Raw genomic sequence first — 15,611 nt, 5'->3', positions numbered from 1 at the left:
AAGCTGGGCAGCCTCAAGGGCGATGAAATATCGAAACCACTGATTTTAGCGTGAAACGGCACGCCGAGAACGTCGGCAAAGTACGCCTCATCCCCCGGCGGCTCATCGCCAGTCCGGCATGACCACAATCAACGGGCAGACACAACAAATTTCACTTAAACGACAACTTCCCGTCTGATAACACAAATGACAGAATCTTGATCCTCTTGATATCGCTTACAATTGCGGGTTTTCTCCAACTTTCCCGCCAGATGAAGGCAAGCCGCCGCTTTTTCGCTCTCACCCCCCGTACCAGCCAGCACCGGAGTCGCGCATGGGCTTGCTGAACGCACTCTGGGCGTTTCGTGGCTTTATCCTGAGCAGCGTCAAGCGGGAGATCCAGGCCAAATATCGCAATTCGCTGTTCGGGTTTGCCTGGATGGTGATTCAGCCCCTGTCAATGATCATCGTATACACGGTGATCTTCTCGCAGCTGATGCGCTCGCGCCTGCCCGGGGTGGAAGGCGATTTTGCCTACTCGATCTATCTCTGCGCCGGCATCCTGACCTGGGGCCTGTTCGCCGAAATCATGCACCGGATGGTTGCGGTCTTCGTCGACAACGCCAACTTGATCAAGAAACTTAATTTTCCCCGCCTCTGCCTGCCGCTGATCGTCGTGCTCAGCGCCGGGGTTAATTTCGCCATCATCCTCGGCCTGTTTTTCGCCTTCCTGCTGCTCTCCGGCACCTTCCCCGGCTGGTCCGCGCTGGCGCTGCTGCCGCTACTCCTGATCCAGGTGATGTTCGCAACCGGATTGGGCGGAATTTTCGGCGTGATCAACGTTTTTTTCCGCGATGTCGGGCAGATGTTCGGCGTGCTGATCCAGTTCTGGTTCTGGTTCACCCCCATCGTCTATCCGGTCAGCGTCCTCCCCGAATGGACTGCCAGCCTGCTCCACCTCAATCCCTTGCTGCCGTTGATGGAGGCATACCAGGGAATTCTGGTCAGCGGCCAGTGGCCGCACTGGGAACGAATTGCCCCGACCGCCGCCATCGCCCTGCTGCTCTGCCTCTACGCGGTGCTGCTGTTCAGAAAGCACGCCGGCGACATGGTGGATGAACTGTGATGGGTACGATCAAGGTTTCCGGCCTGGGCAAGGCCTACCGGCAATATCCCTCGCGCTGGCAACGGCTGGCCGAGTGGGTGATTCCCTTTGCCCGTCCGCGCCATACCCTGAAATGGGTGCTGCAGGACATCTCCTTCGCCCTCGAACCCGGTCACGCAGTCGGCATCATCGGCATCAACGGTGCCGGCAAGAGCACCCTGCTCAAGCTGATCACCGGCACCACCCAGCCGACCACCGGCAGCGTCAGCGTCAGCGGCCGGGTTGCGGCCCTGCTCGAACTGGGCATGGGCTTCCATCCCGACTTCACCGGCCGCCAGAATGCCTACATGGCCGGCCAGCTGATCGGCCTGACGGCTGCCGAAATCAGCGCACTGATGCCGGAGATCGAAGCCTTTGCCGAAATCGGCGACTACCTCGACATGCCGGTGCGGGTGTACTCCAGCGGCATGTCGATGCGCCTGGCCTTCGCCATCGCCACCTGCAAGCGCCCGGATGTCCTGATTGTCGACGAGGCCCTCTCGGTCGGCGATGCCTACTTCCAGCACAAGAGCTTTGACCGGATTCGCCAATACCGCGAGCAAGGCACAACGCTGCTGATCGTTTCGCACGACAAGGCAGCGATCCAGTCAATCTGCGACCGGGCGATCCTGCTCAACGGCGGCCGCGTGGCGCTGGAAGGCGATCCGGAAGCGGTCATGGATTACTACAATGCACTGATCGCCGACAGCGAAAACGCCCAGGTCAGCCAGCAGCAGACTGCCGACGGCCGCGTCCAGACCATCTCGGGCACCGGCGAGGCCGGCGTCGAAAGCGTCGGCCTGTACAATGCCGACGGCGAAAAAGTGGAAGTCGTCCGGGTTGGCGAAGCGCTCGAACTGCGCATCGAGGTCGCCATCCGCAAACCGGTCGCCAGCCTGGTGCTTGGTTACGGCATCAAGGACCGCCTCGGCCAGGTTCTGTATGGCACCAACACCTGGCATACCGGCCAGGTCATCGAACAGCCGCAGGCCGGCGAGCGCTACACCTTCCGGCTGCGCTTTCCCGCCAATTTCGGCGTCGGCAGCTATTCGATCCAGACCGCGCTGGTCGACCGCGACACCCATTTGTCGAGCAATTACGAATGGCGCGACCTGGCGGCCGTATTCAATGTAATCAATGTCGACCGCTGCACTTTTGCCGGCTGCCTGTGGAATGAGCCGGTGATTTCGATCGAGAAACAATGATGTTCATCTCCTACTCGCAGAATTTCGAAGACGTGATGTTGTGGCGGGCGCTCGGCCACGTCGCACGCGGCTTTTACATCGACGTCGGCGCCAACCACCCAAGCGAGGATTCCGTCACCAAGGCCTTCTACGAACGCGGCTGGTCGGGCATCAACATCGAACCGCTGGCCAAGCATGCTCGCCAACTCGAACAGGAGCGCCCGCGCGACATCAATCTGCAAGTCGCAGTCGGTGCCGAAAACGGCGAAATCGAATTGTTCGACACGCCGGTTCGCGGCCTGGCCACCGCTTCTGCGGCCGTCGCCGAAATGCACGCCGGCGCCGGCCTGCAAACCAGCCGCAGCGTGGTGCCGCTACGCCGGCTGGACGACATTTGCGCGGAACACGCACCAGCCGACATCCATTTCCTGAAAATCGACGTCGAGGGGTTCGAGGCTCAGGTCCTGGCTGGCATCGACTTGCGCCGCTTCCGTCCCTGGGTGCTGCTGGTCGAGGCAACCATTCCCAACTCGAACCGGATCGACGCCAGCTGGGAACCGCAAATTCTCGCCGCCGGCTACCGCTACGTCTATTTCGACGGCCTCAACCGCTACTACATCCCGGAAGAGCGGGCCGACGAGCTGGCGCCGCACTTCGCGGCCCCGCCCAACGTCTTCGACGCCTTTACCACGGTCGACCTGTTCGAAGAACGAAAAACCAGCCGTACCCTGGGCGCCCAGCTGGCACTCGCGCAGGAAGACCTGAAGGCGCTCAACCAGCGCCTGTACGATGCCGAGCAGCAGATCGACGCGATGCGCAACAGCACCTCCTGGCGCCTCACCGCCCCCTTGCGGGAAGGCGTCACCCGGGCGCACGCCTTCAAGCACGACTTCCGCAAGACCAGCATCGCGCTACTGACCAGCATCGCCGCCCGCCTGCCGCTGCTGCGCCGGGCCGGTGGCCTGCTGACCCGCGCGCTGGGCATCCATGGCCGCCTGCAGCCCTTGCTCCAGACTGCCGGCCCGACCGCTGCCGCCCCCCCCTTGTTCCTTGGCGACGCCGGTAACGGCGACTGGCCACGCCCCAACCCCGCCGCCCTGCCCTTGCAACCGCACTGGCCGCAGGCCGCCCGGCTACCGTCTGCCGGCAACGAGAACCTGCCGCCGATCCGGCTGACCGGACATATCGAAGGCCACTACAGCCTGGCCATCGTCAATCGCGGCCTGGCGCTCGGACTGGAGCAACTCCAACCCGGCCTGACCGCTTTCCAGCCCTGTCACGGCGAGCCCTATGCCACGCCGGCCGACCTGCCGGCGGAAGAGGCGCCGACCCTGTTGCGCCAGGTTGAACGCGTTGCCGAGTTGGCCAGCCGCGAAGCAGTGTCGATCGTGCATCACTACCCGATCATCAACGACCCGGCCCCGGCTTCGCAGCGGCTGATTTTCTTCTTCTGGGAAGAAACCGGCGTCCCCGCGACGACCATCGCCCGCCTCAACCAGGAGTTCGATGCCGTTCTGGTCGCCGCCGATTTCGTTCGCCGCGCCCTGATCAACTCCGGCTGCCGCATCCCGGTGTTCGTCGTGCCGCTGGGCATCGACCACCTGATCGGCCCGAACGTGCCCGCTCAGGGGGAACTGCAGCCGGCTGCCGGTGAACGCTTCCGCTTCCTGCACGTTTCCTCGGTCTTTGAACGCAAGGGTCCGGATACCCTGCTGCGGGCCTATCTCGACGCTTTCACCGGCGACGACCCGGTCGAGTTGTACATCAAGACCTTCCCCAACCCGCACAACCGGATTGCCGAACAACTCCGCGAACTGTCGGGCGACAAGGAAAACCCGGCCCGGGTGGTGATCGACGAGGCACCGCTCGACGCCGCCGGGATGCTCGCGCTCTACCGCAGCGCCCAGGCAATGGTTCTGCCGACCCGGGGTGAAGGTTTCAACCTGCCGGCGGCGGAAGCGCTGGCGCTCGGCCTGCCGCTGATAGTGACCGGCCACGGGGCGCATCTCGACTTCGCGACGCAAAGCAACGCCCTGCTCACCCCCTTCCGGTTTTCCCGCGCGCAAAGCCACGTCAGCGCCGGCGACGCCTGCTGGGTCAGCGCCAACCCCAAGGACCTGGCGCGGCAGATGCAGCGCCTGCACCAGGAAGTGGCAAGCGGCTCGACCGAACTCGCCGCCCGCCGGGCGCGGGGCATTGCCGACGTGCGCGCGGCCTATCGCTGGCAGGAATGCGCCAGCGCCGTGCGCCAGGCCAGCGAGTGGCTGCGCCGCGCCCCGGCGCTGCCCGCCACCCGCCGGCTGGCGCTACTCAGCCCATGGCAGACCCGCTGCGGCATCGCCGAGTACAGCCGCAACCTGCTTTCCGCCTTCCCCTTCGATGGCGACTGGCAATTGCGCGTCTATTGCGACAGCCGGACCGAAAGCGATGCCGGCCAACAGGTGTATACCCCGACCTGGCGCCTCGGCGACGGCGCTTCGGTATGCTCCTCGCTCGACCTGATTGGCGACGAACTCCCCGACACCCTGCTGGTCCAGCACCAGCCCAGCCTCTTCCCGCTCACCTCGGCAGTTTGCTGCCGGCTGGCCGACCTGGCTGAACGTGGCTGCATCGTCGTCCTCGAACTGCACTCGACGCAACCGCTGCTCGCCGATCATCGCCTGTCCTCGCGCTCGCTCGCCGCGTTGCGCAAGATCAACCGGATCGTGGTGCACAAGGAAGACGACCTCAATCACCTGCTGGCACTTGGCCTCTGCGACAACGTGGTGCTGCTGGCCCACGGCGTTGTCCAGCCGCTGCCGGCCGAACAACGCCGGGCACGGCGTAGCGACCTCGGCATCGCCGACGATGCCCTGGTCATTGGCTCCTTCGGCTTTGCGCTGCCGCACAAGGGGGGCGACACGCTGGTCGCCGCGATCAAGCCCTTGAGCAAGGCCACCGGGCGCAAGGTTCACCTGCTTGGGCTCAATTCGATTCTCGACCGGCGCAGCGAGGAAACCCTCCGCGAATGGCAGAAACAGGCGCGCAAGCTCGGCGTTGAAGCTGACTGCACCTGGATTTCCGACTATCGGCCGATTGCCGAATGCCAGGACCTCCTCGGGCTGGCCGACTACATCGCCTTCCCCTACCGCGACACCCGCGAAAGCGCCAGCGGTGCCGTTACCATCGGCCTTGCCGCATTGCAGCCGGTGCTGGTTTCACCGCTAGAAATCTTCAACGATGTCGCCGATTGCACCTACCGCATGCCCGGTCACACAGTGGCCGACATGGTCAGCGCCATCAGCCAGCTTGAAGCCGACCCGGCCCGGGCCGTGGCCCTGCGCGAACAGCAGGCCACCTGGCTCGCCGAACGCGACTGGCGGAAAATTTCCGGCCGTTTCGTCGCCATGCTCGACGGACTGCGCCGCCAGCGCCAACTGGATGCAGCCAGCGAGGCCCGCAGCAGCACCCTGCCCGAGCCAGCACGCCGGCTGTTTGTCGACATTTCCGAACTTTACTGCCGCGATGCCCGTACCGGCATCCAGCGCGTGGTGCGCAGCGTGCTCAACGAGTTGTTCGCAGCACCGCCGGCCGGCTACGAAATTTGCCCGGTCTTTGCCGAGAAAGGCGCCCCATGGCGCCACACCCAGCGTTACGCACCGGCCGGCACGCCGGCGCTGGCCATCCCCGAGGGGCAGGAAATCGTGGTTCAGGCCGGCGACCTCTTCCTCGGTCTCGATCTCGGCGCCCACCTGTTCCCCGAAGGCGAACGCTGGTTGCGCGACTTCCGCCTGGCCGGCGCCCGGATTTTCTTCGTCGTCTACGACATCATCCCGCTGCGTCACCCGCAATTCACGGTCGACGGCATCCGCGACGCTTTTTCCCAATGGCTGCACTCGCTGGCCCGCCAGGCCGATGGCCTGCTCTGCATTTCAGCGGCGGTTGCCGACGACGTGCGCCGCTGGCTCGGCGAAAACAACGCGCCGCTGCCGCACCCCGATGTCCGCCACTTCCATCTTGGCGCCGACATCGACAACTCGCTGCCGACCCGGGGCCGCCCGGATGACGCCGACGCGACCCTGGCCGCGCTGGCCGGTGCCCCGGTCTTTCTCAGCGTCGGCACGATCGAACCACGCAAGGGCCAGGAGCAGACGCTGGACGCCTGCGAAGCACTGTGGCGCGACGGCAGCGAAGCGCGCCTGGTATTGGTCGGCAAGGAAGGCTGGATGATGGAAGCCTTTGCCGAACGCTTGCGCACACACCCGGAACTGAACCGCCGCCTGTTCTGGCTGGCCGGCATCAGCGACGAATTCCTTGAGGAAATCTACGCCAGCGCCGATTGCCTGATTGCTGCGTCGCTCACCGAAGGCTTTGGCCTGCCCTTGATCGAAGCCGCCCAGCACGGCTTGCCGATCCTCGCCCGCGACATTCCGGTCTTCCGCGAAATTGCCGGAACGCACGCTTACTATTTCTCCGGCAACCGGCCGGCCGATCTCGACCGCGCGCTGCGCCGCTGGCTCGAACTCCACGCCGGCGGTGATGCCCCGTCGTCGGCCGGCCTGCGCTGGCTGACCTGGCAGCAAAGCACCGCAGCCCTGAAAGAAATCATCGAGGAGGACCTGGCGTGAACCATCCCCAGCCCCGCACCCTGATCACCGGCGATGCCGGCTTCGTCGGCCAGCACGCCCTGCGCCTGCTGCCTGGCAGCGTCGGCCTGTCGGCCCATCGCCCCAACATCGACATCCGTGACACCGCCGCCCTGACCGCCTGCCTGCGGGAGATCCAACCGGAACGGGTGATCCACCTGGCCGCGCAGAGTTTCGTCCCGGAGTCTTTCCGCGACCCGGCGGCGACCTTCGACGTGAACTTCACCGGCACCCTGCGCCTGCTCGAAGCCCTGCAGGCCAGCGGCTTTGGCGGGCGGCTGCTGTTCGTCGGCACTGGCGACGTCTATGGCCTGGTCGAAGCCGCCGACCTGCCCTTGTCCGAAAATCGCCCGCCCCGCCCGCGCAACCCGTACGCCGTCAGCAAGGTCGCGGCAGAAGCGCTGTGCTACCAATGGAGCCAGACCGGCCCCTTTGAAATCGTCATGGCGCGGCCGTTCAACCACATCGGCGCCGGCCAGTCGCCGGCTTTCGCGATCTCCGACTTCGCCCGCCAGATCGCCGAGATCCGCCACGGCCAGCGGCCACCGCAGCTGGTCACCGGCAATATCGACGTCAGCCGCGACTTCACCGATGTCGCTGATGTTGTTGCCGCCTACGGTCTACTGCTTGAAAAAGGGCAAAACGGCGAAATCTATAACGTCTGTTCGGGCACCGAACGCAGCATCCGTTCGGTCGTCGAGCGCCTGCTGGCGCTGTCCGGCACGCAAGCCGAAATCGTCACCGATCCGACCCGCTTCCGCCCTGCCGACCAGCCCCGGGTTTGCGGCGACCAGCGTAAACTGCACACGGCGACCGGCTGGCAGCCCGCGATCCCTTTCGACGACACACTGAATCATCTTTACGCTTACTGGGAGAAACAAATTGGCCTCTAAAAACGCACTCATTACCGGCATTACCGGCCAGGACGGCGCCTACCTTGCCCGCCTGCTGGTCGACAAGGGCTACCAGGTTTTCGGTCTGCATGCCCGTCGCTCGACCGACACCCTGTGGCGCCTGCGCTACCTCGACGTACTCGATCAGGTGCAACTGATCGACGGCGATCTGTGCGACCAGGGCTCGGCCATCCGTGCCATGCAAAAATCGCAGGCCGTGGAGGTCTATAACCTCGCCGCCCAGAGCTTCGTCGGCACCTCCTGGGAACAGCCGGCGCTGACCGGCCAGGTCACCGGCCTGGGTGCGACCCACATGCTCGAAGCGGTGCGCATCGTCAATCCGCAAGCCCGCTTCTACCAGGCCTCGACCAGCGAGATGTTCGGCCTGATCCAGGAAACGGTGCAGAGCGAAACCACCCCCTTCTATCCGCGCAGCCCCTACGGCGCCGCCAAGCTCTACGCCCACTGGATGACGGTCAACTACCGCGAGAGCTTCAACCTGCACGCCTCCAGCGGCATCCTGTTCAACCATGAATCGCCGCTGCGCGGGATCGAGTTCGTCACCCGCAAGGTGACCGACGCGGTCGCCCGGATCAAGCTTGGCAAAGCCAAGGAACTGCGCCTCGGCAACATCGATGCCAAACGCGACTGGGGCTTTGCCGGCGATTACGTCGAAGCGATGTGGCTGATGCTGCAACAAGACACGCCGGACGATTACGTGGTCGCCACCGGCACCACCACGACGGTGCGCGACATGTGCCGCATCGCTTTCGCCCACGTTGGTCTCAACCATGAAGACCATGTCGTGATCGATCCGCGCTTCTACCGTCCGGCCGAAGTCGACGTCCTCCTCGGCAACCCCGGCAAGGCCGAAGCCAAGCTTGGCTGGAAGGCGAAGACCGACCTCGAAACCCTGATCACGATGATGGTCGACGCCGACCTCGCCCGCGTCGCCAAGGAATAACGGAGACGCCCCCAGGCATGACCACAGCAGTCAGTCAGGACCCGTTACCGGCCGGCGACGCACCGCCGCAAGGCGGCAATTCGCCGGTGGTCACGGTCCATCTGCAGAACATCCCGCTGCTCTCCGGACTCGACCCGGCGATACTCAAGCAGGTCGGGATGTCGATGCATTTCCGTAAGGTCGAAAAGGGCGACTACGTCCTGCACAAGGGCGGCGGCGGCGATCACCTGCTATTCCTGCTGGCGGGACGCCTGCGGGTGGTCGACCTGACCGAGGATGGTCGGGAGATCGGGCTGTCCTTTCTCTCGCCCGGAGACTATTTCGGCGAACTGTCGATCATCGACGGCCTGCCCCGCTCGGCCTCGGTGATTGCTACCGAGGCTTCGCTGGTTGCCTTCCTGCCCGCAGCCCAGGCGATCAGCCTGATCTATTCGCATGCGCTGGTCGCCGAACGGGTAATGAAACGACTGGCGCAGAAAATCCGCGCCGCTTCCAGCCACCGTTCGATTCTTGGCATGCCCAATGCGCACCAGCGGGTTTTCGCATTGCTTGCGCAACTGGTGCAGATCGCGCCCGGCGGTCTGGCCGTGATCGAAAACATCCCCACCCAGCAGGAAATCGCGATCATGGTGAACACCAGCCGCGAGACCGTCTCCCGCGCCTTGCAGGTACTGATCCAGAGCGGCGTGGTCGAGAAGGACCTGCGCCGGCTGATCGTGCGCCAGCCCGAACAACTCAAGGCAATGATTCTCGAATCGGAGAAACATGCATCCTGATCCTTGCCTGCCCGAATTACCCGGCTTGCTGCATGCCTGCTGGCGGCAGATCCGCCAGCGGCTGGCCGAACCAGACAAGCGCCTGCACATCGTCTGGAGCTTCTGGCTGACGCTCTGTGCCCACATCCTGTGGCCGGCATTCTGGGCGGTTGGTGCCGTGTTCCTGATCGGACTGGCCAAGGAATTCTGGGACCGGCGCTACGGCAGCGGTTTCTGCCTGATCGACCTGGCCTGCAACCTGATTGGCATCCTTGCTGCGGCCGTGCTGTGCGCCATCTTGCCCAAAGGGGTTTTTGCGTAATGAATGTATTGGTAAATGGAACGCCATTGCTGGCACCGCTGACCGGGATCGGTCAGTACATCCGGCACCTGTTTGGCGCAATGTCGGCCTTTGAAGAGGTCAACCTCAGCCTCTACTATGGCCTGCGCTGCGAAAAAGGCTTGCGCAGCCCGGTCGATGGCGCTGCAGCCGGCACCCTGCAAATGCCCTCGGCACAAACCGCGCGCGGCATGCAGATGGCCTATGGCGTACTCAAGAAGGTGTTGCCGCGCCCGCGCGAAATCCGCCGTTTTGCCGAACGCCTGAGCTTCGCCTATCACGCCAACAAGGATGGCGGGGCGATCTATCACGAACCGAATTTCTACCCCCTGCCCTACAACGGCCCGACGGTGTTGACGGTGCACGACCTGTCCTGCTTCGACCATCCGGAAACCCACCCCCGGGAACGCGTCGAAATCGCCCACCGCGAATTGCCCCCGGCGCTTGAGCGCGTCGACCACATCATTGCCGACTCGCACGCCACCGCCAACGCCATCCGTGCGCGCTTCGGGGTCAGCCCCGAACGCCTCACGGTCACCCACCTGGCAGCTGACCGGCGCTTTCACCCGCGCCCGGCCGCAGAACTCGCCGCCCCCCTGCAAGCACTCTCGCTGACGCCGGGCGGCTACCTGCTATGCGTCGGCACGCTTGAACCGCGCAAGAACCTTGGCACCCTGTTCCGGGCTTATGCCGGACTTCCTGATGCCTTGCGCAAGCGCTATCCGCTGGTGGTCGCCGGGATGTCCGGCTGGCACACCGAAGCGCTGGAAAAAGAAGCCGCAGCGCTGGTCGACCGTGGCGAACTGCGCCTGCTGGGCTATGTTCAGGATGCGCTGATTCCTCTGGTTTATGCTGGCGCCGCCGCTTTCATCTACCCGTCGATTTACGAGGGCTTCGGCCTGCCGCCCCTGGAGGCCATGGCTTCCGGCGTCCCGGTGATCACCTCGAACCGGACCTCGCTGCCCGAAGTGGTTGGCAACGGCGGCCTGATGGTAGACCCGCACGATGTCACCGGCTTTCGCGAGCACCTTGAACTGCTGCTGACCGATGCGCCGGCCGCCGCCCAATGGCGCGAACGCGGCCTGGCGCAAGCCGCCGGCTTCAGCTGGGAGCGCTGCGCGCGGGAAACCATTGCCGTCTATCGCCAGGTCGCGAACGCCCGGGGCATGTCATGCTGAACCGCCCGCTGCGGGTGCTCCACATCTACCGCACCTATTTTCCCGAAACCCAGGGCGGCGTCCAGGAAGCGATCCGCCAGATCGCACTGGCCACCCGCCCGCTCGGGATTGAAAGCAGCGTATTCACCCTGGCCCGCAACCCGAATCCGGCCACCCTGCATGCCGAAGAAGGCGAAGTCGGGCGAGCCCGCTCGCTGTTCGAAATCGCCTCCTGCGACTTTGCCTCGCCGGCCGGTATCTGGCGCTGCCGCGCCGCCGCCCGGCGTGCCGACGTGCTCCAGGTGCATTACCCCTGGCCGTTTGCCGACATGATGCTGCCGTGGATCCGCCGTCCGGGCCAGCCGCTGGTCGTCACCTACCATTCCGATATCGTCCGCCAGGGTTTGCTCAATGCGCTGTATGCGCCGCTGCGCAACTACCTGCTCAACAGCGCGGACCGGATCATCGCCACCTCGCCGCCTTACATCGCAACCAGCGACGTGCTTGCCCGCTACCGGGAAAAAACCAGCTGCATCCCGCTGGCCCTGGCCGACTGCCCGCCGGCCGACCAGACCCTGAAAGCACACTGGGAGGCACAACTGGGCAACGATTTCTTCCTGTTTGTCGGGGTTCCCCGTTACTACAAGGGGCTGCACTTCCTGATCGAGGCCCTGCCCCACACCCGGGCCCGGATCGTGGTCGTTGGCGATGGTAACGGCCGCACCGAACTCGAAGCCCGCGCCCGTCAGCTGGGCGCCGACAATATCCGCTTCCTCGGCCGCCTGCCCGACGCCGACAAGCAGGCGCTGTTCGAGCTCTGTCGCGGGGTGGTCTTTCCCTCGCATCTGCGCTCGGAAGCCTTTGGCGTGACCTTGCTGGAGGGCGCCCGAGCCGGCAAACCGCTGATCTCGTGTGAAATCGGAACCGGTACCTCCTGGGTCAACCAGCATCAGGAAAGCGGACTGGTCATCCCCCCGGCAGATCCCGCAGCCCTGGCGGCGGCACTCAATCAACTGCACCAGGACCCGGCGCTGTGCGCCCGACTGGGCGAGCAGGCGCGCCTCCGCTGGCAGCGGCTGTTCCAGCCCGAAGCGGTCGGCGAAGCCTACGCCGGACTCTACCGCGAGTTGCTCGGGCAGGCGCGAGCCGCCAGCTAGGAGGGATGCGATGCTGACGGCGGCACGCAAAACCCTGCTGGCACGAATTGCCATCGCCGTCGTTGCCGCCGGACTGGCCTTGCTGCTGGAAGTCGCAAGGCCGACATTGCTCAACCGGCTGGACGAAGGAATCCGCGACGTCGCAGTCAGGCACTTTGCCGACCCGACGCCGGAAACCCGCCTTGCGGTCATCGACATCGACGACGAAACCATTCGTCGCATTGGCCCCTGGCCCTGGCCCCGCACCCGCCTGGCCGATCTGGTCGACACCCTGATCGGCAGCCAGGAAGCACGCAGCGTCGCCCTTGACATTGCCTTGCCGGAACCCGGCGACAGCCCCGGCGATACCCGGCTGGCGGCGCTGTCCACCTACGGTCCACTGGTCCTGGCGCAGATTTTCGACTACTCGCCGCGCTTCCCCTCGCTGGCACTCGGACAACTCCACGGCGGCGCACCGGCCCATGGCGACCTGCAAGGCCGCCGCCTGGCGCAAGGTTACATCGGCCTCCACGGCGGCCTGAGCAGCCCCCGCTGCGTCGGCAATCTTGGCTACCAGCCAGACAGCGACGGCGTCCTCCGCCGCCTGCCGCTGAGCAGCCGCTTTGCCGGCCGGGACTACCTGCACCTGGCCCCGACCATCCTCGGCTGCATCGCCGGCCAGCCGCTCAGCCCCGAGCTTGCCCTGCTGCGCGAATGGCGAATTCCCTACCACAAGGCACTCGCCGCCTACACGGTGATCCCGGCGCACTGGATTCTGCAACATGAACTCCCCGCCGGCTGGCTGCGCGGCCGGCATGTTCTGGTCGGCTCATCCTCGCTCGGCCTGGGAGACCGGGTGAGCACCCCGCTCGCCCCCCTCAGCGCCGGCGTCATGGTTCATGCCGCCAGCCTCTCGGCCTTGCTCGACCTGGAGACGGGGCAGCTGGCGCCGCCCTGGTCGGGGCGCCCCTGGAGCATTCTGTGGATTCTGGCCAGCACCCTGCTGGCTGCCCTGATCATCGCCCGGTTCCGCGCCTGGAGCGGCGCGCTGGGCCTGCTCGCCCTGTCGCTGACCTGGCTCGGACTGGCTCTGGCCGGCGCACTGCGTCAGGCCGAATGGTCGATCACCGCGCCGCTGTGGGGCATGCTGGTGTTCCTGCTGCTCGGCGTTCCGCACGAATGGCGACTGGCGCAAAAAAGGATACAGCAGGCAATCAACACCCTCGGACACTACGTTTCCAGCCAGGTGCTCAACGAAATTCTGCGCGCCAACCTGCAATACAGCCTGCAACCCACCCTGCGCGAAGTCACCGTGCTGATCGCCGACATCGAGGGCTACACCCGGATGACTTCGGCACTATCGCTGGAACAGGCCGCCGAGTTGACCAAGGGCATCCTCGAAAGCCTCACCCGGCCGCTCCTGGCTGCCGGCGGGACACTCGACAAATACAGCGGCGACGGGCTGGTCGCCTTCTGGGGGGCGCCGCTCGACTGTCCCGACCAGGCCGATGTCGCCGTCGCCACCGCGCTGGCCATGCTCGACGCGGTCGATGCCTTCAACCGCTCCGGACGGAACGGACTGCCCCCGGTGCGGGTCCGGATCGGCATCGAAAGCGGACAAGCCCTGGTCGGCGACCTGGGCACCAGTTTTCGCAGCACCTACACCGCCGTCGGCGACTGCATCAACTTTGCCTCGCGACTCGAATCAGCTGCCCGCGAACACCCGACCCCGCTGCTGATCGGCCCGGTGGCCAACGCCAAAATCACCCGCTTTGCCACCCACTGTGTGGGAACCATCAATTTGCGGGGTACCGAAACCTTTATGGACATCTTTTCTCTGGACAGGGATCGCCCGTCTGTCGACAATATCGGGCTAACCACCTCAGCCTGACTTTCACTCAGCTGACATTGTTTTCGCACTTGGTACGCTCATGACCCAAACTGTCGTTGTCCCCATTGTTCTGTGTGGCGGTGCCGGCACCCGCCTGTGGCCGATGTCCCGTGGCGCCCGCCCGAAACCTTTCATGGAGTTGCCCGACGGCGACACCCTGCTGGCGCATACCTACCGCCGGGCAGCAGCCGTTGCTCCCGACAGCGCCTTGCTGACCATCACCAACCGCGAGTATTACTTCCTCTGCCGCGACGAGATGGAAGATGCCGGGATCGCCTTCGAGCGCGGCCATTTCCTGCTCGAACCGGTAGGCCGCAACACCGCGCCGGCAATTGCCGCAGGCATGCACTGGGTGCGCGAACACTACGGCGACAACGCCATCGCGCTGGTCCTTGCCGCCGACCACCTGATCGAACCGCTGGCCGCCTTCAATACTGCCGTCGAGCAAGCCGTTGCCCTCGCCGCGCAGGACTGGCTGGTCACCTTCGGCATCGAACCCGGCTACCCCGAAACCGGCTACGGCTATATCGAATCCGGCGCCGCTACCGGCCCCGGCACCTTCCGGGTCAACCGCTTTGTCGAAAAGCCCTCGCTGGAAAAAGCCCGCGAGTTCCTCGCCGCCGGCAACTTCCTCTGGAACTCGGGAATGTTCGCCTTCCGGGTTGGCTATTTCCTCGACACCCTCAAAGCCACCGCCCCCGAATTGGCAACGGGAGCGGCCGACTGCTGGGAAGCCACCCGCGACAGCCACCAGAGCGAACCGCTGGTGCTCGACAAGACCAGCTTCGGCGCCCTGCCCAATATCTCGATCGACTACGCCCTGATGGAAAAAGCCGACCGGGTCGGCGTCGTCCGGGCCGCTTTCGACTGGAACGACATTGGCTCCTGGCTGGCCGCAAGCACGCTGATCGAACCCGACCAGAACGGCAACCGGGTCAGCGGCGAAACCGCCCTGGTCGACGTGCAAGACACCTTCGTCCTCGCCGGCAACCGGCTGGTCGCTGCCGTCGGGGTCAAGGACCTGCTCATCGTTGAAACCCCCGACGCCCTGCTGGTCGCCCACCGCGACCGCGCCCAGGACGTCAAGCAGGTGGTCAACCACCTGGAATCGATCGATCACCCGGCCTCCTACCACCACCAGACCACCCACCGCCCCTGGGGTAGTTTCACCGTGCTGGAAGAAGGCAACGGCTTCAAGATCAAGCGCCTGGTCGTCAAGCCGGGCAAATCGCTGTCACTGCAAATGCACCAGCACCGCAGCGAACACTGGGTCGTCGTCGCCGGCGTCGCCGAAATCGTCAATGGCGAACAAACCCTGCGCGTCTGCGCCAACGAATCGACCTACATCCCCGCCGGCCACAAACACCAACTGGCCAACCACGGGACGGAGCTGCTGATCGTGATCGAAGTGCAAACCGGCAACTACCTCGGCGAAGACGACATCGTCCGCTTCGAAGACGCTTACGGACGAGCCTAGCCCTTACCCCTCTCCCGGAGGGAGAGGGGCTACCCATCCCGGCAAGCTGGCGAGCCGCCCCCTCAG

Annotated in this window: 11 protein-coding genes; all 11 read left to right on the top strand. The window is 65.0% G+C overall.

Going from position 1 to position 15,611, the window contains the following annotated elements; translation table 11 throughout:
- Positions 1-313 precede the first annotated feature (313 nt).
- From VX159_RS03725 to VX159_RS03675, 11 genes are read left to right on the top strand one after another with little or no spacing between them, the layout of a single operon-like run.
- Complete coding sequence (locus tag VX159_RS03725; RefSeq protein ID WP_371324648.1) at positions 314-1,105, top strand: ABC transporter permease; 792 nt, start codon at positions 314-316, stop codon at positions 1,103-1,105.
- Positions 1,105-2,328 carry an ABC transporter ATP-binding protein gene (locus tag VX159_RS03720; RefSeq protein WP_371324647.1) on the top strand — a complete coding sequence of 408 codons (1,224 nt, stop codon included), beginning with the start codon at positions 1,105-1,107 and terminating at the stop codon, positions 2,326-2,328. The genes VX159_RS03725 and VX159_RS03720 overlap by 1 nt, the downstream gene beginning before the upstream one ends.
- A complete protein-coding gene (locus VX159_RS03715; RefSeq protein ID WP_371324646.1) occupies positions 2,325-6,914 on the top strand; it encodes an FkbM family methyltransferase in 4,590 nt (1,529 codons plus the stop codon). Before VX159_RS03720 ends, VX159_RS03715 begins: the two co-directional genes overlap by 4 nt.
- Positions 6,911-7,825 carry a GDP-mannose 4,6-dehydratase gene (locus tag VX159_RS03710; protein WP_371324645.1) on the top strand — a complete coding sequence of 305 codons (915 nt, stop codon included), beginning with the start codon at positions 6,911-6,913 and terminating at the stop codon, positions 7,823-7,825. The genes VX159_RS03715 and VX159_RS03710 overlap by 4 nt, the downstream gene beginning before the upstream one ends.
- Complete coding sequence (gene gmd / locus VX159_RS03705; RefSeq protein ID WP_371324644.1) at positions 7,815-8,789, top strand: GDP-mannose 4,6-dehydratase; 975 nt, start codon at positions 7,815-7,817, stop codon at positions 8,787-8,789. Before VX159_RS03710 ends, gmd begins: the two co-directional genes overlap by 11 nt.
- Positions 8,790-8,806: 17 nt before the next feature.
- On the top strand, positions 8,807-9,565 hold the full coding sequence (locus VX159_RS03700) for a Crp/Fnr family transcriptional regulator (protein ID WP_371324643.1): 759 nt from the start codon (positions 8,807-8,809) through the stop codon (positions 9,563-9,565).
- Positions 9,555-9,866, top strand: coding sequence for a hypothetical protein (locus VX159_RS03695; protein ID WP_371324642.1), 312 nt, complete (start codon positions 9,555-9,557; stop codon positions 9,864-9,866). Before VX159_RS03700 ends, VX159_RS03695 begins: the two co-directional genes overlap by 11 nt.
- Positions 9,866-11,062, top strand: a complete 1,197-nt coding sequence (locus tag VX159_RS03690; protein ID WP_371324641.1) for a glycosyltransferase family 4 protein — start codon at positions 9,866-9,868, stop codon at positions 11,060-11,062. Before VX159_RS03695 ends, VX159_RS03690 begins: the two co-directional genes overlap by 1 nt.
- Positions 11,056-12,198, top strand: coding sequence for a glycosyltransferase (locus tag VX159_RS03685; protein ID WP_371324640.1), 1,143 nt, complete (start codon positions 11,056-11,058; stop codon positions 12,196-12,198). Before VX159_RS03690 ends, VX159_RS03685 begins: the two co-directional genes overlap by 7 nt.
- A gap of 10 nt (positions 12,199-12,208) precedes the next feature.
- On the top strand, positions 12,209-14,068 hold the full coding sequence (locus VX159_RS03680) for a CHASE2 domain-containing protein (protein WP_371324639.1): 1,860 nt from the start codon (positions 12,209-12,211) through the stop codon (positions 14,066-14,068).
- 40 nt (positions 14,069-14,108) lie between these two features.
- Positions 14,109-15,545, top strand: a complete 1,437-nt coding sequence (locus tag VX159_RS03675) for a mannose-1-phosphate guanylyltransferase/mannose-6-phosphate isomerase (RefSeq protein WP_371324638.1) — start codon at positions 14,109-14,111, stop codon at positions 15,543-15,545.
- Positions 15,546-15,611: the final 66 nt, after the last annotated feature.

It is taken from the genome of Dechloromonas sp. ZY10 (assembly GCF_041378895.1).
In the GTDB taxonomy this organism is placed as follows: domain Bacteria; phylum Pseudomonadota; class Gammaproteobacteria; order Burkholderiales; family Rhodocyclaceae; genus Azonexus; species Azonexus aquae.
Note: the sequence above shows the minus strand (reverse complement) of the source record. Positions and strands in the feature narration are given on the sequence as shown.

Coding starts and splice junctions, on each gene's coding strand:
- VX159_RS03700 (WP_371324643.1), top strand. CDS start 8,807: ATGACCACAGCAGTCAGTCAGGACCCGTTACCGGCCGGCGACGCACCG.
- VX159_RS03720 (WP_371324647.1), top strand. CDS start 1,105: ATGGGTACGATCAAGGTTTCCGGCCTGGGCAAGGCCTACCGGCAATAT.
- VX159_RS03685 (WP_371324640.1), top strand. CDS start 11,056: ATGCTGAACCGCCCGCTGCGGGTGCTCCACATCTACCGCACCTATTTT.
- VX159_RS03690 (WP_371324641.1), top strand. CDS start 9,866: ATGAATGTATTGGTAAATGGAACGCCATTGCTGGCACCGCTGACCGGG.
- VX159_RS03725 (WP_371324648.1), top strand. CDS start 314: ATGGGCTTGCTGAACGCACTCTGGGCGTTTCGTGGCTTTATCCTGAGC.
- VX159_RS03715 (WP_371324646.1), top strand. CDS start 2,325: ATGATGTTCATCTCCTACTCGCAGAATTTCGAAGACGTGATGTTGTGG.
- VX159_RS03680 (WP_371324639.1), top strand. CDS start 12,209: ATGCTGACGGCGGCACGCAAAACCCTGCTGGCACGAATTGCCATCGCC.
- VX159_RS03675 (WP_371324638.1), top strand. CDS start 14,109: ATGACCCAAACTGTCGTTGTCCCCATTGTTCTGTGTGGCGGTGCCGGC.
- VX159_RS03695 (WP_371324642.1), top strand. CDS start 9,555: ATGCATCCTGATCCTTGCCTGCCCGAATTACCCGGCTTGCTGCATGCC.